Source organism: Spirosoma sp. KCTC 42546, from assembly GCF_006965485.1.
Lineage (GTDB): Bacteria > Bacteroidota > Bacteroidia > Cytophagales > Spirosomataceae > Spirosoma.
Window position 1 is genome coordinate 8,559,943 of sequence record NZ_CP041360.1, and the last position, 20,435, is coordinate 8,580,377.

Consider the following 20,435-nt stretch of genomic DNA (forward strand, 5'->3'; position numbering starts at 1 on the left):
TAAGATGAAACCATACTACGCCATTGCCCTCGTGAGCTTATTAGCTGCCTGCTCACAGGAGAAAAAACCGAATGACCTGCAAGGGAAACGAGAGGAACTTGCCCAGTTGAAGTCGCAGCAAACGGAATTGACCACAAAAATCAAAACGCTCGAAGCAGAGGTTGGTAAGCTTGATCCAAAGAAAGAAGAGAATGTCCGGGTTAAAGACGTAACGGTAGCTCCACTGGCAGCCAGTACATTCCGGCATTTTGTGGAATTACAGGGGTCTATCGATGCGAAAAACAACGTGCTGGTCTCGCCAAAATCGGGTGGAGTTGTTACAGCCGTTTACGTAAAAGAAGGTGATCAGGTGCGGGCTGGACAGCCTATTGCCAAAGTAGACGACCAGCTTTTGCGCGAATCGGTGGCTGAACTTAAAACACAGCTTTCGCTTGTAAATACGGTTTATGAAAAACAGGCTTCTTTATGGAAACAGCAAATCGGGACCGAGATACAGTATCTGCAAGCGAAAAATAACAAAGAGTCGCTCGAACGCCGATTATCTACCCTTAATGCACAGTTGAGCCAGTTAACAGTAACGGCTCCTATCTCGGGCGTGGTCGATCAGGTTATTGTAAAGGTTGGCCAATCTGCTGCTCCAGGTATGGGGCTGGTCCGGGTTGTGAACCTGTCGCAACTGAAGGTAGTTGCTAAAGTAGCCGACTCGTATTCAGGAAGTGTTCGAAAAGGTGATCCGTTAACCATTGAGTTTCCAGATTTGAATAAAACGCTGAACTCACGTGTATCGTTTGTGGCAACCATGGTCGATCCTGCCACCCGGACGTTTACAATCGAGGCTCCCCTACCCTCCGATAATGCCCTGAAACCGAATATGCTGGCTCGGATTAAAATTAACGATGCAACGCAGGCAAATGCCATTGTGATTAATCAAAACCTGATCCAAAGTACAGAAAATGGACAACTGGTTTACGTTGCTGTGAATGAAGGAGGCAAAAAGATAGCGAAGGCTAAAACCGTAAAAACGGGTCAGTCGTACGGTGGTAAAATTGCCGTTACGCAAGGATTGAGCGCGGGTGACCAGATTGTTACGGCTGGTTATCAGGATTTAGTTGACGGACAACAAATTAATTATTAGCCCGTAGAGACGCATCCTTGCGTCTTCTTCTAACCGGATGGTCGTTTAACCGGATGGTTCTGACTGATTAGTAGAAACTAAATAAGGCTGACGCATAGGAGACGCAAGGATGCGTCTCTACAAACTACTTCAACATGAAATTTGAACAGTATAAAACCCTCGGATTCACCAACTGGTGCGTTGAGAACCGGACGGCGATTTACATATTCACCTTCCTGATTACGCTTGGCGGGCTGTTCGTGTACAATAACCTGCCCAAGGAGCAGTTTCCCGATATTAAGATACCACAGGTGTACATTAACACTGTGTACGTTGGTACAGCTCCTGCCGATATCGAGAATACGATTAACAAGCAGATCGAGAAGCAGCTAAAGTCTGTTTCTGGCGTTAAACGCATCAAATCTAATGCGTTACAGGACGTATCAGTTATTCTGGTTGAGTTTAACCCAGATGTACAATCTGCCGAAGCCTTGCAACGGGTTCGTGATGCAATTGACAAAGCCAAGCCCGATCTGCCACAAAAGCTAGATGCGGGTCCAACAGCTCAGGATGTTGACTTCTCGGAAATGCCGATCATGAACATCAACATGGCCGGTAACTTCTCACTGAAACAACTGAAAGAATACGCCGAGGATTTACAGGACGTAATTGAAGGTATGCCTGAAATTAGGCGTGTCGACATCATTGGTGCACTGGAACGCGAAATTCAGATCAATGTCAATTTGCCTCGGATGCAATCGGCTGGTCTGGCTTTTTCAGATATTCAGCAGGCCATTCAGGGTGAAAATATCAACGTTTCGGGTGGTGAATTACCAATTGATGGGGTTCGTCGGACGGTACGGGTAAAAGGTGAATTTACCGATGTTACGCAACTTCAGAATTTACAGATTCGGACAGCAACTGGTGCTACCGTTCGGCTCGGCGATATTGCGGAAGTACGTGATAACTTCGAAGAGCAACAGAACTTTGCTCGTTTGAACAATAAGTCGGTTGTAACGCTAAACGTTATTAAACGTGCTGGTGCAAACCTAATTTCAGCCGCCGACCGTATCGAGAAAACGATCGACGAATATAAGGAGTCGCGTTTCCCTGAAGGCTTGGACGTAAAAATTACGGCCGACCAGTCGGAGCGTACTCGCGAAAACGTGAATGACCTGATCAATACCGTTGTACTAGGCTTCATTTTCGTGGTATTGGTGCTTATGTTCTTTATGGGCGTTCGCGATGCCATTTTCGTGGGTTTATCGGTGCCTTTATCTGCGCTGGTTGCTTTTGTTCTGATGCCGGTCCTAGGACCTATGGTAGGCGCAACCTTCACCTTGAATACAATGGTGCTGTTTGCCTTCCTGCTTGGTTTAGGGCTTGTGGTTGATGATGCCATTGTGGTGATTGAAAACTCACACCGACTCTTCAACGAAAACAAAAACTGGAATATCCGGCAGGCTGTGAAGGCTGCTGCGGGCGAGGTATTCGTACCCGTATTGTCGGGAACGCTGACGACTATTGCACCTTTCTTCCCGCTTTTGTTCTGGCCGGGTATTGTGGGTGAGTTTATGAAGTTTCTCCCACTGACGCTTATTCTAACGCTGTTTGCGTCCCTGTTTGTGGCCTACGTGATCAACCCGGTTTTTGCGGTTACGTTCATGAAGCGGCATGAAGACGATAACCATGAAGACAAACAGACATTCGCTGAGATTAAACGGCCACTCATTATTATGACTGTGCTGGCGGGTATTGGCTACGTGATTGATCGGGGTATTGGCAACCTGTTTGTGCTGTTCATTGCGCTGTACGTGTTCAACCACTACGTACTGACACCAAAACTGATTGTGCCTTTTCAGGAACGTATTTTGCCCGCGGTTAAGAATGGCTATCGCCGGTTAATTTCCTGGATATTAACAGGATGGCGCCCAGTTTTTGCAATCGTAGGCGCATTTGGTCTGCTAATTCTGACCTTCTTCATTGTTGGGATTGCAAAACCTAAAGTCCTTTTCTTCCCAAGTGGTGAGCCCGATTACATTTACGTCTATAACGTAATGCCCGTTGGTACCGATGCTCGCGTAACAGATTCTGTGACACGGGTAATTGAGAAGCGTGTGTTTAACGTTCTGGAAGCCAATAAAGCTACCGATATCGTTAACTCCGTGATTTCCAACATTGGTAAAAACGCAGGTGATCCTATGAACCCGGATCGGTCGGCAACTCCACAGAAGTCGAAAGTGACGATTGCGTTCAAACCTAATGAAGAACGGCATGGTATCTCGACGGATTCGCTGTTGAACAAAGTTCGGTTAGCCGTAAGTGGGTTACCGGGTAGCGAAATTTCGGTAGAGCGTGAATCCAATGGTCCACCAACGGGTAAACCAATTGCTATTGAAATTGCGGGTGAGGAATTTGGTGAACTCCAGAAACTGGAAAAACAGGTTCGGCAGAAAATTGCTCAAGCTGGTATTCAGGGCATTGACCAACTAAAGTCGGATCTGATTACTAACAAGCCCGAAATTGTCATTGACATCGACCGCGACAAAGCAGAACGGGAAGGTATTTCGTCGGGACAGGTTGCGCTGGCCATTCGGACAGCCTTGTTCGGTTTGGAAGTATCAAAATTCCGCGATGCCAAAGACGAGTATCCGATTATGGTTCGTTTACAGCAAGATGACCGTAGTCAGATTGACAAGTTGTTGAGTCTGAATGTAGTATATCGCGATATGGTGATGGGCGGCCAATTGCGCCAGGTTCCCATTACATCGGTAGCCAACATTAGTTACTCGACGACGTTCAGCCAGATTAACCGCAAGAATCAGGAACGGATTGTTACATTAAGCTCCGATGTGGTACCGGGCTACAATGCCAACGAGATTGTTGCTCAGATTCAGGAGGTTATAAAGGACATGGATGTGCCAAATGGGTATAAACTCAAAATGGGTGGTGAGCAGGAAGACCAACAGGAGTCGATGAACTTCCTGGTGTCGGCCTTTGGGATTGCCATGTTGCTGATCTATCTAATTATGGCTACGCAATTTAACTCGGTCGTAAAACCACTGATTATTTTTGTAACCATCCTGTTCTCGCTGATTGGCGTACTCCTTGGATTCGTTATTTTCAATAAAGACTTCTCGGTTATCATGTCGGGGGTTGGTATCATCTCGCTGGCGGGTATTGTGGTGAAAAACGGGATTCTGCTGATTGAATTTATTGAAGAGCTACGCGGTCGGGGTGTTCCGTTGCGAAAAGCTATCATTGAAGCAGGCGGCATTCGTCTGACTCCGGTATTGTTGACGGCTTCGGCTGCCGTACTGGGTTTGATTCCGCTGGCATTGGGTATTACTGTTGACTTCGTGGGCCTGTTCCGTGATTTCGATCCACACATAATTGTTGGTGGCGATAGTTCCGTATTCTGGAATATCCTGGCCTGGACAATCATTTTCGGACTGACGTTTTCCACAATCCTGACTCTTGTAATTGTTCCGTGTATGTACTGGATCAATGAACGGATTCGGATGAAATGGTTCGGAAAGAAAGATCCTGCGCTTGAGCCTGTTGAGGAACTGGAAGAGGAAATGGCTTAGTAAGTAAGCTTAAAAATGGAAAAGCCGACAACACAATGCTGTCGGCTTTTCCATTTTTTAAGCTTTTAAGAATGATGTTTAGCCGTCTTCTAGAGATGGATTAGTACTAATCGAAAAAGCGGCTCAACAAGGTTAGGCCGCTTTCTGTATTCCTATCTAATACTTTTATGCCCTAAAGGTAAGATGGCATTCATATGTATAAGAAGCCAATAGACAACTAGGTGCCAAACATAGATAATCAACCTGTTTTAGTCGATAAATGGATTAAACATATCTCATGTTTTATGACAGGATGGGGCAAGCGTTGCTAGCACTCGAATATAATTTGGCTCCACCGACTGGGCTGATGCGTATCATAAATGCCATGTGGACTCATAACCATAGCCGGGTGTGGTTGAACTTCAATGCCAGACACCGTCAATTTCTGAAATCGGCCCAGAAACATTCGCCATTCATCGCCGGGTTGGGGAGGCAGATGTCGACCATTTGCCAGCCAGGTCAGGCTATTCCAGGGAATGGCTATCTCCAGAGTCCAGCCGGAATCAATATCGCTATTGTCATTCAACGTACCATCAACATGAACGGCAGTTTCTAAACCAGGCATATCGTAATTTAGAAAAGCCCAGCGTAAGCCACGCGGGTGGGTACCATGCCAGAATGAGGGCCCTGTACGGTCGGCATCTCCGCCAAAGGTCATTGCCTGTGGATGGTGAACATCAAAGAGTGGTACATCAAACCGGCTACCTCGTTGATACGCATCCTTCCAAATGAAAAATACTTCATAGATTGTATTTCGCGCATTTACCTCCAGCTCATAGTAGCAGTCACCCCCATCTATAAACAGTTCAAGATCGTTTTCGAGAAAAATAATTGAATCACGCTCTGTCAAATGCGCTTCAATAAATGGCTCTTCGGCCTGAAAGGCTACGTATAAATGTGTGTCATTCCACAGAATTGCCGATTTAGTGCCATACATACCCGGCTCTCCCGTTACCATATCCACAAACCGATGGCTCCAGGTGGCATTCTGCCAAACGGATTTTGTTAGGTTTCCATCGATCAAAATAGAGTCTATAATTTTTTTTGCAGTGTACGAATGCATGGTGATCTCTTTCGTTAGCGCTGTAAACCTAAGTGGTAATGAACGATATACGAAAAAATAATTTGGGCTTGACGCCCACCCGGTTGTAGGATTCTTAGCTTAAAGTAAAGTTGATATCTGTCTAGCTTTAACGACTACCATGAAGACAACAAAACTTATCGTAACTAGACTGATTTTAGGGGTCTTAACCTGTTCGCTCCTTGTTGCCTGTTCGGGTAATAGCGAAACCGATACTACTACGCCCAGCTACAAATTAATTCCAGCTAAAAAAGTCCTGTTCAACTCCTTTGTTGACTGTAATATGGCCGAGGCCTGGGTGGGTGATACGTTCCGAATTTTTCCGGGTAAGTACGGTGAAGATCCGTTGTGGGGAAACGCGCGCGATCTCAAATATGCCGATGGTCGACATGCTGAGGAGGCTTTTGCCAGCAAAGCCAGTGATTTTACGGAGCCGAATATGCCAGCAAATGTATCCGTCAACACACCAGGCCTGCATGGAGCCGTCTGGTTCGAAACGGTGTATCAGGATCCTGCTGATAAATCGGGTAAGACGCTGTACGCCGTTTATCATAACGAAAATTATCCGGCTACCCTTCCATACGATGCTGCTACAGAAGAAGGTTACAAAAATGAAAAGTGGCCGCAGGGAATAACGGGTCCAACATCGCCTGCAGCCGTTTGCCGCATTGGTATCATGAAGTCGGTGAATGGGGGAAAATCCTGGGAAAACAAAGGTATTTTTATTGAAGATTTACAGCCCCGAATGATTTTGAAGCCTCATAACACCTCAAAAACATTTGCGGGGGGCGTCGGCGATCCGTCGGCAGTGGCAAGCGGGGCTTATCTATACTTGTTTTATGGCGAATATGGCTATCCTGGTCAATACAGTGAAAAGGAATATAACCCACAAAAAGAGTGGAGTGGCCAATGCATCAGCGTAGCGCGTATCCCCCTGGCCGACCTCGATAATCCGGTTGGCAAAGCCCAGCGCTGGAATGGTAAGGGCTTCAATGCACCGTACAATGGTGTGGGCGCACCCATCACATCCCTGCAAATTCAGCCTGAAGCGGGCGGTGGACCAGCTTCATCGCCAACAGGTAATTTTCATTGGGGGCCATCCGTTAGCTGGAACACTTATCTGAACTGTTGGGTCATGCTAATGGGCAAAGCAACAGGGCCATCCTGGGCAGGTAGCAGTATCCATATATCGTTCAATACCAACCCGGATTTGGGCGAGGCCATGCAATCGCAGGCATGGACTAAACCAAAGTTGTTGCTTGATAAACCTGGCTATTTCCTCTGGTACCCATCACTGCAACCCATGAACACACCCGACGACCTTGCGAACAAACATACGTGTCTGCGGCTGGGTCAACGGGCAAGATTGTTTGTTAAGAATATCCAACCCAAAAAGAGTGAGTACATGTCGGAGTATATGATTGAGTTTGTGAAGCCTAACTAGGAAAATCAGGTTGCTCATCATCAAACTTTACGGATGCTCATTCCGTTAGGCAACTATGTCCTTCATTTGCTAATTCATGAACCGTACTGCCTTATTTTTTATTCTTCCCGCTATTCTACTTCTGATCGACTGGTATGTTTTTCAGGCTGTTAAAACACTCAGCAGATCGGCCTCAGAAAGCACGCAACGAATCATTGCTATTGCCTTTTGGGGCTTTACAGCACTATCGTTACTGTTGTATATAATTATGCAACTGTTGCCACCTGATTCTATTAGCCGCAACACACGTACCTTTCTCTGGGCTGCTATTGCCATCCCCTATTTCTCAAAGATTTTTGCCGTTCTAATTATCCTCATTGATGATATTGGACGGTTCTTTCGCTGGATTGTTTCTCTGTTCTATAAGCCCGAAGTGCGTGAAGCGGTTGAAGATTCAACCCGACAGACAATACCATCATCAACCGATACCATCACCCGTTCGGATTTTCTGATGAAGACCGCGTTGGTGGTTGGTACTGTTCCATTAGTTGGGTTTACATGGGGTATACTCTCTGGCGCACATGATTATCGAATTCGTCGGATTAAACTCCCCCTTAAAAACCTGCCATCTGGCTTTCATGGCATGACCATCGCCCAGATTTCGGATATTCATTCAGGGAGTTTTTTTAATAAAACTGCTGTAAAGGGGGGCGTTGAGATGCTGCTTGGCCAAAAGCCTGATATCGTCTTTTTTACGGGTGATCTGGTGAACAGCCATGCCGAAGAAGTGAACAGCTATATTGATGTATTTGATAAAGTGAAGGCACCTCTGGGGGTCTACTCAACCCTGGGAAATCATGATTACGGTAAGTATGTGCAGTGGCCCAGTGTCCAGGCCGAACGACAGAACGTGATGAATGTGGTAGCCGCTCACAAACAAATGGGCTGGAACATCATGATGGATGAAAACAAGATACTGGAACAGAATGGCGATAAAATTGCGCTCATTGGCGTTCAAAACCTTGGTTTTGGACCGGCGGCTCTTCGGGCTGGTAATCTGGCAAAAGCATATAAAGGAACAGAAGAATACCCGGTTAAACTCCTCCTTTCTCACGATCCTACCCACTGGGATGCTGAAGTCAATAAGCACTATAAAGATATTGATGTGCAGTTTAGCGGCCATACGCACGGTGCCCAATTTGGCGTCGATCTCGGCGATGTAAAATGGAGCCCAGCGCAGTATTTCTATAAACAATGGGCTGGGTTATACCAGCAAGGCGACCAGCGACTCTACGTAAACCGCGGTTATGGTTATATAGGCTACCCTGGGCGGGTGGGTATTTTACCTGAGATTACGATTTTTGAGTTGATAAAAGCTTGATAGGTTAATCAATTGTGTGTATTTACATCAATAGTAGGTAAGTTGTATGTCAATTGACAATAATTCCTCCTTTCGCACTTAACTAATTCCATTTACAAGCAGTTACCCTAATCAATTAACCATCACATACCCTATGAAAATTGTATTCATTACTGGATTATCCTTTTTTATGTCGCTGTTTTCGTATCTGAAACCAGCACAACCTCAGGAAACGGCTATACCCATCTGCCATGCACCTGCTACCGATTCGCCAGGTAACGACATGTCGGCAATGGCTGCTGATCCTGCTTTCCAGCGATTACACGAAGCTCCCCTACCCTTTACGTACACGGGCGTTGGCGAAATGATTAAGTTTTCAACACCCGACGGCCAATCGGCAAACGGGTTTTTGTTGAAAGCTAAAAAGCCATCGAACAAATGGCTTCTGGTGTATCAGGAATGGTGGGGCCTGAATGACAACATCAAACAGCAGTCGGAAACGTTCTATAATGACTTGAAGGACGTTAACGTGCTGGCGGTTGATATGTATGATGGCAAAGTAGCTACCGAACCAGCCGAAGCAGGAAAACTAATGCAAGGGGCTAACAAAGAACGGCTCACTAGTATTCAGAAAGGCGCCATTGCGTACGCTGGTCCTAAAGCTGAATTTGCCAGTGTTGGCTGGTGTTTCGGCGGTATGCTATCCCTTCAATCTGCTATGCTGGAAGGTAAACAGGCAAAAGGTTGCATCATGTACTACGGTCGGCCGGAGCAGGATGTTGAGAAACTTAAAACGCTGGACACGGACGTATTGGGCTTTTTTGGTAGTCAGGATAAAGGGATTACACCCGAATCTGTAAAGGCATTCGAAGAGAATATGGCGAAAGCAGGTGAAAAGGTGACGGTAAAAATGTATGACGCCGGACACGGCTTTGCTAACCCAAGTAATCCGGTCTATAATAAAGAAGCGGCAGCCGATGCTTATAAGCTGGCTTTAGCGTACCTAAAAGATAAATTGAAAGCGTAAATAATAGCGTGTTTCATTCGGTAAAAGGCTGGCTACTGTTTAGTGGTCAGCCTTTTAATTAAACTTTAACCGCTTTCTTCTCGTTTTCATTAAACGCAATGGTATATCGTTTGTCTAACCTACAAATTGAGCAAAAACTCATTAAGGCGATGAAAACGATAAAATGGAGTGGCGTTCTAGCTGGCCTGTTATTAGGGGTGGCTACTGTTAGTTTTGGACAGTACGGACCAGGTAATGGCTATGGTCAGGTTTATCCAAATGGAAGTGGCTGCAATCCATCCTACCCCAATGGGAATGGTTATGGCCAGAATTACCCAAATCAGGGGTATCCAAATGGATATAACAATGGCTACGGTCAGGCCTACCCGAACGGGTATGGTCAGGCTTATCCCAACAACGGTTATAACCAGTACGGGCAAGCCTATCCTGTTCAACCACAGGTTGTAATTGTACCACCACGAGTAGTTATTGCTCCTCCGGTTGTATATGCTCCTCCAGTTGTTGTTCGTCCATATGCAAATTATGGCTATGGTTACGGCGGTGGCCGTGGTGGATACGGCGGAGGTTATGGTGGTCATGGCCGCGGTGGCCATCGCTGGTAAATAAATTGAGTTAGAATAAACGTTTGGATTAACCAGCTCTCAATCAGCTTCGGTTAATCCAAATGGCAGTTAAATGGTTCAACAGTTAATCCTTAAACGAAAAGTCATGAAAACGATAAAACTCATGCCTTTACTAGCGGCTGGCTTACTAGTCGTTATGATGGCAAGTTGTGGACCGGCTTATGTAAATACCGGTGTTGGTTACGGTCCAAGACCTTATTATGGGTATGGTAATCCATATGGGTATGGTTACGCTCGCCCTTACGGCTATTATAGGCCACCTGTAGTGGTTCGGCCCGCTCCTCGTTATTATGCCCCTGCACCTCGTTATTATGGCGGTAGCCCTAACGCCCGCCGTGGGTATGGCGGTGGCGGTTATAGTGGTGGCGGTCGTTCTCGCGGACCACGTTAAGTTATTGAAATAGAAGCCTATAAAAAAATCATCGACTTAGATTAGTCGATGATTTTTTTATGATCAATAAAACTTTATCAGGCAGGCGATTTATAGGGGTCGCCCATGTGTTTCGAATAATCGCCGGATTCGATTAGTGGTTTATCGTCGGTTGAAAGATTGTATAAATAAACCCAGCAGTCGGTTGTCGCATCATTAAACTGAACAGGAACAATTGCCCGGATAAATTCGGTGGGTTGTTCAAAATCCTCACCTACCCCTTCGTAATAATCGAGATAGGTCAGAATTGCTGATTTCTGGTTGCTAATATTGAAAACTGTGCCATGCACCTGGGTAATGCTGGCCTCATTGTAAATCGCACCTGGGTAGCTGCCCATATCGAAAGCCTGCCCTTTAAATAGGCCTTCGCCAACATTACGACCCCGCTGTCGCAGGTATTGGGCAAACGTATTATCGAAAGGAGGGCGAAGTGTGCCGTAAACAATCAGAAAATCAGGGTTGTTCGTCATTAAATAAATATCGCTGGCAGGTGGACGAAAGTAGTTAAATTTGCCGTTAATAGATAAAACAGGGTTCAACAATGAAAAAGACGCAAGTATTTCTGATGATAGTCGCATCGCTGATGCTGATTGATGTGCCCGTCCAAACCCTGGCATCTACTAGTACTGCTAAGACGAACGTTTCGGCTATTGGTCGTAAACGAAAAGGTTATAAACCCCGGCGCGGTGGCCTGTTCAATACCGGTCTCTTCCGAAAGAAAAATCCTTGCGGTTGCCCGAATCATTAAGCAACCAGTAAGAAATTGTATTTATATCAGAGTCAGGCCCTTAGATGGGCCTTTTTTCGTTTAAATAGTTGTAAAAATCTGTGTTTCAGCGTAATTTTTCGTACCTTTGCAGAAAAATTGACCAGGATTTAAGGGATTGATGGATTTAACAGATTTCGTGTTTTACGAAGCCAATAAACAAAATCCAGTATATCCTTTAATCAGCTAAATCCCGGTTCAGAACCTGTATGCAATCAATTCGCAATATAGCAATCATCGCCCACGTTGACCACGGCAAAACGACTCTGGTTGACAAAATTATTCACGCGTCAAAGCTCTTTCGGGATAATCAGGAATTCGGCGACCTGATTTTGGATAACAATGACCTGGAGCGTGAGCGGGGCATTACCATCGTATCGAAAAACGTATCGGTACGTTACAAAGATGTTAAAATCAACATCATTGATACACCAGGCCACAGTGATTTCGGTGGTGAGGTTGAGCGTGTGCTGAAAATGGCCGATGGCGTTTGTTTATTGGTCGATGCCTTTGAAGGCGCAATGCCCCAAACGCGTTTTGTACTAGGCAAAGCACTTCAATTAGGGCTAAAGCCTATTGTAATCGTAAACAAGGTCGATAAAGAAAACTGCCGTCCCGATGAGGTGCATGAGCAGGTTTTCGATCTTATGTTCAACCTGGGCGCTACCGAAGACCAACTGGATTTCCCGACCGTGTATGGCTCGTCGAAACAAGGATGGATGGGACCAGATTGGAAAACTCCAACCGACAATATTACCTACCTTCTCGATACAATCGTTGAGCATATTCAGCCAGCTGCAATGAACGAAGGTATGCCGCAAATGCAGATTACCTCGCTCGACTATTCAACTTTTGTTGGTCGGATTGCCATCGGCCGTGTACACCGGGGAACGCTGAAAGAAGGCGCGAATATGGCACTTATCAAGGCAGATGGTTCGGTGAAAAAAGTGAAAATCAAAGAACTTCAATCGTTTGAAGGTCTTGGTAAAGTGAAAGTAGCCGAAGTTGCCTGTGGTGATATTTGTGCGGTTACAGGTCTGGAAGAGTTTGAAATTGGCGATACGCTGACTGACATTGAAAACCCGGAAGCACTCCCCCGTATTTCGGTGGATGAGCCAACGATGAACATGTTGTTCACGATCAACAACTCGCCGTTTTTTGGCAAAGAAGGTAAGTTCGTAACCTCACGTCACTTACGTGACCGGTTATACAAAGAAATTGAGAAGAACTTGGCTCTCCGTGTTGAAAACACAGATAGCGAAGACCGCTTCCTCGTATATGGCCGTGGTATTCTTCACTTGTCGGTTCTGATTGAAACGATGCGCCGGGAAGGTTATGAATTGCAGGTTGGCCAGCCTCAGGTTCTTTACAAAGAAGATGAGAATGGTCGCAAATTAGAGCCAATCGAAACCCTCGTTGTAGATGTACCGGAAGAGACTGCCGGAAAGGTTATCGAATTAGCGACGCAACGGAAAGGCGAACTGCTGATTATGGAACCTAAAGGTGATTTACAACACCTTGAGTTCGATATCCCTTCGCGTGGATTGATTGGTCTGCGGTCAAATGTTCTGACGGCTACGTTCGGAGAGGCTGTTATGAGCCACCGATTCAAAGAGTATCAAGAGTTTAAAGGCGCAATTCCAGAACGGATTAACGGTTCATTGATCTCGATGACCAGCGGTTCGGCTACGGCTTATTCGATCGATAAACTTCAGGATCGGGGATCGTTCTTTATAGAACCGGGTGATGAAATTTATACGGGCCAGGTAATAGGTGAGCATAACCGTCAGAACGACATTGTTGTCAACGTGATAACAGCGAAGCAGTTGACGAACATGCGGGCTTCTGGTTCAGATAATAACGTGAAGATTGCCCCTAAAATCTCATTCTCTCTCGAAGAGAATATGGAATATATTCAGAAGGATGAGTATCTGGAGGTGACACCAAAGTCGATGCGAATTCGTAAAATCTACCTGGACGAGAACGAGCGCAAGCGGAATCAGAACAAGTTCGTGATGGCTTAATTATCAAGCGCACGAAATATCATAACGTTTCGATACAAAAAATCCCCACTGAGCACTCAGTGGGGATTTTTTGTATCGAGAAATAGAGACGTCATTTACTACTAAGAAGTGAACCATCTAAGCGAAAGGCATAAACCGATTGTGTTTTAAGCGAAAGGGTCATTGGTTTAGCTAAAGAAGCCGGGTTCACCAACGTGGATTTTGACGTCATATATTCTGTTTGTCTACGTGCCTGGTAATATCCAGCAATAAACAGTGTGCCACCTATGACAGCTACAGTGATCTTTTTCATAACTATTGTTTCTCGCCTATCAAGGCTAATTCTGTATTAATGCGGTAGGAGATCGCTAACTTGTTGAAACCTCCTGCCAATTTATGGGTTATATGACCAGTTTCTACTTACCTTTTATTGTGCGGTTCAGTTACATATACACGCACTAGTATTAAGACTATAAAAGGCTACCTCAGGTTACAGGTGTTCACTAATTATTTATGAATCTTAACTAGTGAAGGACGCATAAAGTAAAAGCCTATCAGTGTTTTTAAGCGTAGTGGAGTCAGAAGTCTGATGATGTTTTTCATGTGTTGACGTTGTTAGTTGATTCGATTAAAAACTAAATCCCATTCTAAAAAATAGCCTGTTATACGACCGGGTTTCTATTTGCGATAAAACTTGAACACCGTCAACCGCAGCTACTTGCTTTGCTTCCTGATGTTTGTACCCTGCACTGATCAGAAATCCAGTTCCGTTGCCCTTGTTTATTCGAAGGCCAAGGCCCGGACTCCATAACCAACCTCCTTTCAGCTCACTGCCATGTGGATTGGGACCCGCAATAGCGTAACCGCTTTCTAGAGAATAAAAAGGTGTTAATCGTTTCGTTCTCCCAAAAAGATCACCCTGGATAGCAGCAGCTATTGGCAGAAAAGCTGAGTTGTTATAGTAATCAACACCCAAAGACAATCCCGTAACAAGCTGAGGCCGCAGTGTATAACCCATGAACGCATGAATTGTTAGACCTATACGGTTGCCTTCGCCCCGAATTGGGGAATAATTATAGTAGTTCGGAGAATATATATAATCTCCATAATAAGGGTAAACGTTGGGCTGGTCGGGACGCACCCGGCCTGCCTGAATACCCATCTGTACCGTTGTTCGCCAGGGGCTTGTTTTTGTTGGTTCTGTTTGCGCATGTGCAAACGCAGCGAGCAGACAAAAAAATAGGCAAGTAATTGTTTTCATGGTGATGGAAAGGTTAGTTAGGCCGACTGGCATCAATTTTACTCAATAACCGAAGGTTGGTGGGGTTGGAGTAGTCATACTGATACAGTCCATCTTTGCCAATCGTTAACAATGTTTTCGACATTGGAATGACATCGAACGCATTGACATTGGCAAAGGTTTGCCGGACTTTTAAATCAAGTGGATTCGATGCATCAAAGACACTTAATCCTTTATTCCCTTGGCAGACAAATAGCGTTGGGTAGTCGATACCAAGCCCGTAAGGTGTTTCAATAGGATAAGTTTTAGCAACTCGAGGAGCTGTCAGATTGCTAATGTCAATTACATCGAGTACGTCCTGCGTACCAGCTACTCCACAAGTACTGGTACCTCGTAATGTAACATAGGCATAATTTTCATGCACGACAACCGGATCACAGGAACGAACATGCGAAAATGCCGATAGTTGTTTAGGCTCAGCAGGATTAACGATATCGTAGATATACATGCCCGTAGTCGTGCCGATAAACAGATTAGTCCGGTACGGAAAAATCGTTTCAACATTCCAGTTTAGCGTAACTGTTTTGCCCTTTGCTGGTTTTGCTGGTTCTGTGATATCGAATAATTGTAGTGATGAGTTATTGACTACGTAAAGCTGATTGTTTGTAATGGCAAACCGGGCCATGGAACCACCTGTACCTGTTGTTGGAGCTGTGGGCGCATTTGCACCCTTGTTACTACTGTAAGCTACATCTGCAAACGCAAAGCTTTCATAATATCTCCCAAACCAGGCAATTGGCACTAAATAAGGTAGTACGTTGAATGATCCCTCGCAATCGGTTTTGACCGTTTCGGTTGCTATTTCCTCGCGCTGATCATAAATCTTCATGTTTTGTTTGTCGTACGACCAGTACGTACGGCCTACTGTGCCATTTACAAAGCCCGTTTCGGTTCGGTTGACCTCTTTAATCGCTGTTGGGTTGCTGATGTCCAGGGCAACCAGATCAATGTAACTGTCGGCGTAGAGAATATTGTCCCGAACCGCGATGTCCACATTTCCCGGAATGGTAAGGAATGAAATGGCTCTTGGATTAGCTGGATTGCTGTTGTCAAAAACGTGAATTCCCTTTTTGACTTCCACAATAAATAAATACTGGTCTTTGATGTAGAGCTTTCCGGGTTCGACCAGCGATTGGGGGGTGCCTGATGAAACCGCCTGTCGCAAATCGGAAAGGGGCAGTTGCACGGACGTGTATTTTCGATAGGTTCTTGTCTGTTCGCAGTTGTCGGTGCAACTGGTCAGGTAGAGCAAGGATAGAACAAGGGCTAATAAATTTGCTTTCATATAAGCTCATAGTTATAGGATAAAACAATGAGCCTAAAGCGCTTAGAAACGTTGGAACGGGGCAAAAATAAAATTGCCCGGCTGTCTTCTTACGGCCGGGCAATCCTGATCTTACACAAAAAGGGGCAATTTATTGTCGTTTATATGCATATGTTGACCCGTCGGCAATGACGGCTCCCTGTGGAATGCGTTCCGATAAATAGAGTGTCGTTTCTGCCATCCGAAATGATTGCTGAGTAGTGTCTTTGTGAAAGTAAATAATGCCTTCAGTACTGCCACCGTTTGGAAATGACAATCCATATTGACTGTCCAGAATAGGTAGCCCATTGCGAACCTGCCGGAAATTTCCTCCTTCTACCGCGCCATTAAACGATACCGTTTCCGAATAACCTGCTTCGGCAGCAGTAACCGTCTTCTGCGACAGGCCGTAGGTAATCGTCGTTAACGTCCAGTCGCCAACCAGAGGTGATGGCGGGAAAACACAGCCACAAATCCGTTTTTCGCAGCTGAACACAAGTAAAATCAGAAAAACCGTAAAGGGAATGAGCCGTAAGCCTTTCATGATCAATTAATTCTTTTGAATGTTAGTAAATGAGGTAGGCTGCCTCCATGGTATATAAGAAGCTGGTTTGCAGTCGGCAATTCATAGCGGACAGTGGCTTTCAAGTTTGTGAAGTAGGTTTGCTCAAATTGCATCGCAGTGGGCGATCCTGCTAGTTTCGTACTTCCCAACTGATCCGCCAGCATCATGCCGTCGATAGCGGCAAACAAATTCAGATTGTATTCATTGACAGCTGATTTACCACTCGCTTTAAATGAGGTGATATCGTGCGGTGGATTATCGGTATCCAGGGCAAAAGTTAAGGTCACTGCGTAGGTTGAATCGGGGCCAACGAGCTGCCATGTCCCGATCAGCTGCGCTATTTTGGGCGCTAGTTCGGGTTCAGATTGGCGGCATTGACTCAGTACAAACAGCAGGCAGATGAACACGAAACCTCTCATGAATTACTTGTTTTGGTGGGGTCGGCAATTTTGCCTACAAATAGAATAGTGCCTGTTGTTTTTTCGTGAATGACGAACACAAAAGGACGGTTGCAGAGCGTTGGTATCGGCATCGACGTTACTGAAATACCGCCCGTCGTTACAGCAGCAGCTTCGGTTCCTGTTTCATCCACTGCTACAAAGGTATTTTGTTTTACAAAGCTAAGCGTTAAACCACCTTGCTTGTTGATATTAGTGAAATCTGCGGCATCCGTAAAAGCGGTGGGCATACCAAGAACACTCAGTGCCTTGTTTAGCTTGATATCATAATTCAGCGTAAACTTTGGCAGGCCAATGTCAATCGTACCGGCAGTCATTGCCTGTTGTAACTGTGTCCACTCAGTACTGGTTAAATTATTGATTAAGGCTTCTGTAGTTGAGTTCTCGGCTGGTAGCAGAACCGTCATCGCAAATTTATCAGAGCCATACGGCAGTTCAAAAGCTGTATAGGTTGGTCGGAAAGCACGGTTTAATTCGGTATTGAGCCGCATCATACGCACGGTTGTGGTTGCACCTGATGCCAGTTTGAAGGGAGAATCAATCGTCTGTTCTGCTTTGAACTGGGTTTTCCAATCGCCCTTGAAATACAGAGCGTTCATTAGAAACATGACATTATCGGGCTGAATCTGATCAAGCACTTTCGGAATCTTACCATTGGTTTTCTGGCTGGCCCAACCATTAATTTTGCCCACAGTAGCCGGGTCATTGAAGTCCTGGGCAGATACGTCCGCTTTGAACGACTGTTTTAGTAAATCCTGAAAGGGAGTTTCGACAGAGAACGTGTTTCGATACCAAACGGAGTTAGCCAATGTCAGTGTCACTTCGGGATCTACGCCGGGTAGGTTCTCCATTAGATTCTGATACGTTTTATTCGCTTCTGTCAGTGTTTGGGCATCTAACTTCAGTGTTTTCTGAATCTCCTGAGCTGTTTGCCCATTCGCTCCGTTCAGAATCATGCCTAGTGCGATATGCAGGCTCAGCGGTGAAATAAAGACGTTTTTTGCCTGACCTTCCTCGGCAATTACTTGTTTTGAGATATCAAACGCGAACTGAGATGTTTTATCCGCAAAAGGGGATGATACCCGCAATTCGCTGGCCGTGCTCGGTGGGGTTACCGTTGCATTTTGACAGCTAATCGCCGTGAGGCCAACACCCGTAACAACGGCTAATAAGGTTGAAAAAAGGGTCGTTTTCATAACACAATTCATTAGGAAAGCTAAATGAATTAGATAAACGCCAACTCATTTAGAAAATCACTTACATTCACTAAAAGCGTTTCGTTGGTTGCGCAAACCAGTTACCAGCGACTCGAATCCGGGAATGGTCTCGCCAACTGGAAATGTAACCCGGTGCTTTTGCTCCCCTACCTGTAGTTCTATAAACTCGGCCCCACCATCCGCACAATCTGGGCAGCCCAGTACAGCAGGCTGTTGATTGAACGAGGCCAGATTCACACTTGCTTTCAATGCGATCCAGTCAGCCGCGCTTATAGTTGATTGACAACTTTGGGCCGCAGCTTGTGATCGAGCACCCTTGTGCGTGAGTGTTACATAGGTACCATTGAATACGTACTCACGTATGCAGTACTCACCGGCACACATCCCAAAAACTGTTCCCGTACGAATGGTCAACGTATCGGTAAGATCATCTGCGGTTTGGGGCGTTAGCCGGGTTTGACAGTGGCCAAAACCAATGATAAGCAATATGATAACCGCAATTGACTTCATATCGGAAAGATCAAAAATGATAGTCAACGCCAAAACTCATACCTGCCGAAGTGGGACGGCTAAGTACCTGTGAATCAGATTGAGTGCCTAATCCTAACGATGGCTGATACATACCCGCTAACGAAGCAGACCATTGAGGGGAAGGCCGATAGCGGAACCTTGCCCCCATGGTAGCGGCTAACGACAGAGGCCGATAGACACCATCCTTTGCGGTAACCACCACCTCATTGCCAACCGTATTACGGACGAAAATATTAGTAATCAGTCCACCTAATAAGGCCAAACTGAGCCGTTTACGAGGCCGAAGCTGATACCCAACCTGTAAGGGCACCTGCATATACTGATAATCGTTTGTCAGCACTTGTCGGGTCGATGTATAGGATTGTTGATAGGCGCTGTTGGCAACATTAGTATAGCTTGGCTGAGCAGCAAGCATATCTCCACTGTGCATACTGCTCCGTAACGCATCTCCATAGACAGTGCCCGACGTTGTGCTTCGGGCAACGATGGCCACTAACGAAGCGTTCGGTAAGAGGGCGGGCGTTTCAACCGTAGAACGACCTGACAAATACCCAATACCCGACTCTACTGACCAGTGTTCGGTTAGTTGAACCCCCGCTCCTGCCTGATAGGCCACCGAAAAATTGGCGTGGCTACTAACCGCTGAATTAGTCTGAGTGTTTTTTAGGGCATCCATACTTGCATAACTATTACCAGAAACCGACGTAGTTTGTACGGATACCATTGGATTGAAGGCACCGGGCATCACACTCGCCGACGCCCAGACATCGCGGGGCTGGTGTTTCGATTTAAGTGCTTCTGGTTTCAGAGGTAACTCTTCTGGACGAAACCAGACGATCCGATGAATCTGGCCTAACTTTCGAAAATGCAACGATTTTCCTGTAAGTGGCTCAAATCTAACCGGTTGGATGACCTGAGCGGAGGCTACTGTTGATTCTACTGAACGAGCATAAGAAAACGAACTAGCCGGGATAGAGCTAGTAGCCGAGGTTGACGGCCGAAATTCATTGGTAGTGACTGTTGTTACGGATGCGCGCCCGATGGTCATTGCGGCAAGCTGGTCGCTCAATTCCGTTGGTTTTTGACCGGGCTTCCCTAGTTGCTCTGCCAATGTCTCATCCGTTTGGGTAACTATAGAAGGCGTTAGTGCTAGGTTGCCTGTAGCGGGCTGAGACTTCGCCGAAAGCCCACTCAACTTCTGGGAAGATGCAACCATTGGTGACGATTGGGACTGTGATTTACTTATCTCCGAAGTTACCGGGTTAAGAGATTTTATTCCTCCATCCGTTGCTTGCGGTGGTAACGGTTTTGCCTGTTGTACTACAGAACGTGATAAGTTATGGGTTGCCTGTTGAGTGCCAGCCCACCAGCCAATCAATAACAACGTTACCGCGGCCGCTACACCCATCCCCCAGGCAAGCGGTCGTGACGAAATCAGGCCCATTCCCCAGAGCGGAATTATTTTCGTGTCATTAGACTGATCTAACCGACGCTCAATAGAATCCCACACCCGGAGTGGAGGTGTCTCGGCGGCCTCATCGAATGCCTTCCGCCAAAAATCGTCCGGTCTATTTTTATCTAATTCGTCCATCTTCGTTATCATTC

At 45.9% G+C, this 20,435-nt stretch carries 19 protein-coding genes; 9 read left to right on the top strand and 10 right to left on the bottom strand.

The features are described from left to right. Positions 1–4 precede the first annotated feature (4 nt). Together EXU85_RS34810 and EXU85_RS34815 are read left to right on the top strand one after the other, a co-directional pair. On the top strand, positions 5–1,135 hold the full coding sequence (locus EXU85_RS34810) for an efflux RND transporter periplasmic adaptor subunit (protein ID WP_142776482.1): 1,131 nt from the start codon (positions 5–7) through the stop codon (positions 1,133–1,135). 134 nt (positions 1,136–1,269) lie between these two features. Continuing rightward, on the top strand, positions 1,270–4,704 hold the full coding sequence (locus tag EXU85_RS34815) for an efflux RND transporter permease subunit (RefSeq protein ID WP_142776483.1): 3,435 nt from the start codon (positions 1,270–1,272) through the stop codon (positions 4,702–4,704). 307 nt (positions 4,705–5,011) lie between these two features. Here the strand turns inward: EXU85_RS34815 and EXU85_RS34820 are convergent, their stop codons facing one another. Next, entirely contained in the window at positions 5,012–5,806 is a 795-nt protein-coding gene (locus EXU85_RS34820; RefSeq protein WP_142776484.1) for a carbohydrate-binding family 9-like protein, read from the bottom strand. Positions 5,807–5,945: 139 nt separating this feature from the next. Here EXU85_RS34820 and EXU85_RS34825 point away from each other — a divergent pair, with 139 nt between their 5' ends. From EXU85_RS34825 to EXU85_RS34845, 5 genes are all read left to right on the top strand, one after another. Then, a complete protein-coding gene (locus EXU85_RS34825; RefSeq protein WP_142776485.1) occupies positions 5,946–7,268 on the top strand; it encodes a hypothetical protein in 1,323 nt (440 codons plus the stop codon). Between the two features lie 76 nt (positions 7,269–7,344). After that, positions 7,345–8,628 (top strand): metallophosphoesterase, encoded by a 1,284-nt coding sequence (locus EXU85_RS34830; protein ID WP_142776486.1) that lies wholly within the window; start codon positions 7,345–7,347, stop codon positions 8,626–8,628. 133 nt (positions 8,629–8,761) lie between these two features. After that, entirely contained in the window at positions 8,762–9,634 is an 873-nt protein-coding gene (locus EXU85_RS34835) for a dienelactone hydrolase family protein (RefSeq protein WP_142776487.1), read from the top strand. Positions 9,635–9,783: 149 nt separating this feature from the next. Next, a complete protein-coding gene (locus EXU85_RS34840; protein WP_142776488.1) occupies positions 9,784–10,236 on the top strand; it encodes a hypothetical protein in 453 nt (150 codons plus the stop codon). A gap of 106 nt (positions 10,237–10,342) precedes the next feature. Next, positions 10,343–10,648: a hypothetical protein gene (locus EXU85_RS34845; RefSeq protein ID WP_142776489.1), complete on the top strand. Its 306-nt coding sequence runs from the start codon at positions 10,343–10,345 to the stop codon at positions 10,646–10,648. Positions 10,649–10,725: 77 nt separating this feature from the next. On the opposite strand, the gene EXU85_RS34850 is transcribed toward EXU85_RS34845, so the two are convergent. Next, positions 10,726–11,157, bottom strand: a complete 432-nt coding sequence (locus EXU85_RS34850; protein ID WP_142776490.1) for a gamma-glutamylcyclotransferase — start codon at positions 11,155–11,157, stop codon at positions 10,726–10,728. A 71-nt stretch (positions 11,158–11,228) separates the two neighbouring features. Here EXU85_RS34850 and EXU85_RS34855 point away from each other — a divergent pair, with 71 nt between their 5' ends. Beyond that, positions 11,229–11,435 carry a hypothetical protein gene (locus EXU85_RS34855; protein ID WP_142776491.1) on the top strand — a complete coding sequence of 69 codons (207 nt, stop codon included), beginning with the start codon at positions 11,229–11,231 and terminating at the stop codon, positions 11,433–11,435. A gap of 227 nt (positions 11,436–11,662) precedes the next feature. Continuing rightward, positions 11,663–13,477 carry a translational GTPase TypA gene (gene typA / locus EXU85_RS34860; RefSeq protein ID WP_142776492.1) on the top strand — a complete coding sequence of 605 codons (1,815 nt, stop codon included), beginning with the start codon at positions 11,663–11,665 and terminating at the stop codon, positions 13,475–13,477. A gap of 91 nt (positions 13,478–13,568) precedes the next feature. Here the strand turns inward: typA and EXU85_RS34865 are convergent, their stop codons facing one another. The 8 genes from EXU85_RS34865 to EXU85_RS34900 all read right to left on the bottom strand — a co-directional run bounded on the left by EXU85_RS34865 (position 13,569) and on the right by EXU85_RS34900 (position 20,433). After that, positions 13,569–13,769: a hypothetical protein gene (locus EXU85_RS34865; RefSeq protein ID WP_142776493.1), complete on the bottom strand. Its 201-nt coding sequence runs from the start codon at positions 13,767–13,769 to the stop codon at positions 13,569–13,571. A gap of 315 nt (positions 13,770–14,084) precedes the next feature. Further along, positions 14,085–14,717 carry a hypothetical protein gene (locus tag EXU85_RS34870; RefSeq protein WP_142776494.1) on the bottom strand — a complete coding sequence of 211 codons (633 nt, stop codon included), beginning with the start codon at positions 14,715–14,717 and terminating at the stop codon, positions 14,085–14,087. A gap of 13 nt (positions 14,718–14,730) precedes the next feature. Continuing rightward, complete coding sequence (locus tag EXU85_RS34875; protein WP_142776495.1) at positions 14,731–16,041, bottom strand: LVIVD repeat-containing protein; 1,311 nt, start codon at positions 16,039–16,041, stop codon at positions 14,731–14,733. A 130-nt stretch (positions 16,042–16,171) separates the two neighbouring features. Beyond that, positions 16,172–16,603, bottom strand: a complete 432-nt coding sequence (locus EXU85_RS34880; protein WP_142776496.1) for a hypothetical protein — start codon at positions 16,601–16,603, stop codon at positions 16,172–16,174. A gap of 2 nt (positions 16,604–16,605) precedes the next feature. Further along, a complete protein-coding gene (locus EXU85_RS34885; RefSeq protein WP_142776497.1) occupies positions 16,606–17,043 on the bottom strand; it encodes an META domain-containing protein in 438 nt (145 codons plus the stop codon). Further along, positions 17,040–18,278: a serpin family protein gene (locus EXU85_RS34890; RefSeq protein ID WP_142776498.1), complete on the bottom strand. Its 1,239-nt coding sequence runs from the start codon at positions 18,276–18,278 to the stop codon at positions 17,040–17,042. Before EXU85_RS34890 ends, EXU85_RS34885 begins: the two co-directional genes overlap by 4 nt. A 57-nt stretch (positions 18,279–18,335) precedes the next feature. Continuing rightward, positions 18,336–18,809, bottom strand: coding sequence for a hypothetical protein (locus EXU85_RS34895; protein ID WP_142776499.1), 474 nt, complete (start codon positions 18,807–18,809; stop codon positions 18,336–18,338). A 10-nt stretch (positions 18,810–18,819) separates the two neighbouring features. Then, positions 18,820–20,433 carry a hypothetical protein gene (locus EXU85_RS34900; RefSeq protein WP_246859372.1) on the bottom strand — a complete coding sequence of 538 codons (1,614 nt, stop codon included), beginning with the start codon at positions 20,431–20,433 and terminating at the stop codon, positions 18,820–18,822. Positions 20,434–20,435 lie beyond the last annotated feature (2 nt).

Coding starts and splice junctions, on each gene's coding strand:
- EXU85_RS34810 (WP_142776482.1), top strand. CDS start 5: ATGAAACCATACTACGCCATTGCCCTCGTGAGCTTATTAGCTGCCTGC.
- EXU85_RS34815 (WP_142776483.1), top strand. CDS start 1,270: ATGAAATTTGAACAGTATAAAACCCTCGGATTCACCAACTGGTGCGTT.
- EXU85_RS34820 (WP_142776484.1), bottom strand. CDS start 5,806: ATGCATTCGTACACTGCAAAAAAAATTATAGACTCTATTTTGATCGAT.
- EXU85_RS34825 (WP_142776485.1), top strand. CDS start 5,946: ATGAAGACAACAAAACTTATCGTAACTAGACTGATTTTAGGGGTCTTA.
- EXU85_RS34830 (WP_142776486.1), top strand. CDS start 7,345: ATGAACCGTACTGCCTTATTTTTTATTCTTCCCGCTATTCTACTTCTG.
- EXU85_RS34835 (WP_142776487.1), top strand. CDS start 8,762: ATGAAAATTGTATTCATTACTGGATTATCCTTTTTTATGTCGCTGTTT.
- EXU85_RS34840 (WP_142776488.1), top strand. CDS start 9,784: ATGAAAACGATAAAATGGAGTGGCGTTCTAGCTGGCCTGTTATTAGGG.
- EXU85_RS34845 (WP_142776489.1), top strand. CDS start 10,343: ATGAAAACGATAAAACTCATGCCTTTACTAGCGGCTGGCTTACTAGTC.
- EXU85_RS34850 (WP_142776490.1), bottom strand. CDS start 11,157: ATGACGAACAACCCTGATTTTCTGATTGTTTACGGCACACTTCGCCCT.
- EXU85_RS34855 (WP_142776491.1), top strand. CDS start 11,229: ATGAAAAAGACGCAAGTATTTCTGATGATAGTCGCATCGCTGATGCTG.
- typA (WP_142776492.1), top strand. CDS start 11,663: ATGCAATCAATTCGCAATATAGCAATCATCGCCCACGTTGACCACGGC.
- EXU85_RS34865 (WP_142776493.1), bottom strand. CDS start 13,769: ATGAAAAAGATCACTGTAGCTGTCATAGGTGGCACACTGTTTATTGCT.
- EXU85_RS34870 (WP_142776494.1), bottom strand. CDS start 14,717: ATGAAAACAATTACTTGCCTATTTTTTTGTCTGCTCGCTGCGTTTGCA.
- EXU85_RS34875 (WP_142776495.1), bottom strand. CDS start 16,041: ATGAAAGCAAATTTATTAGCCCTTGTTCTATCCTTGCTCTACCTGACC.
- EXU85_RS34880 (WP_142776496.1), bottom strand. CDS start 16,603: ATGAAAGGCTTACGGCTCATTCCCTTTACGGTTTTTCTGATTTTACTT.
- EXU85_RS34885 (WP_142776497.1), bottom strand. CDS start 17,043: ATGAGAGGTTTCGTGTTCATCTGCCTGCTGTTTGTACTGAGTCAATGC.
- EXU85_RS34890 (WP_142776498.1), bottom strand. CDS start 18,278: ATGAAAACGACCCTTTTTTCAACCTTATTAGCCGTTGTTACGGGTGTT.
- EXU85_RS34895 (WP_142776499.1), bottom strand. CDS start 18,809: ATGAAGTCAATTGCGGTTATCATATTGCTTATCATTGGTTTTGGCCAC.
- EXU85_RS34900 (WP_246859372.1), bottom strand. CDS start 20,433: ATGATAACGAAGATGGACGAATTAGATAAAAATAGACCGGACGATTTT.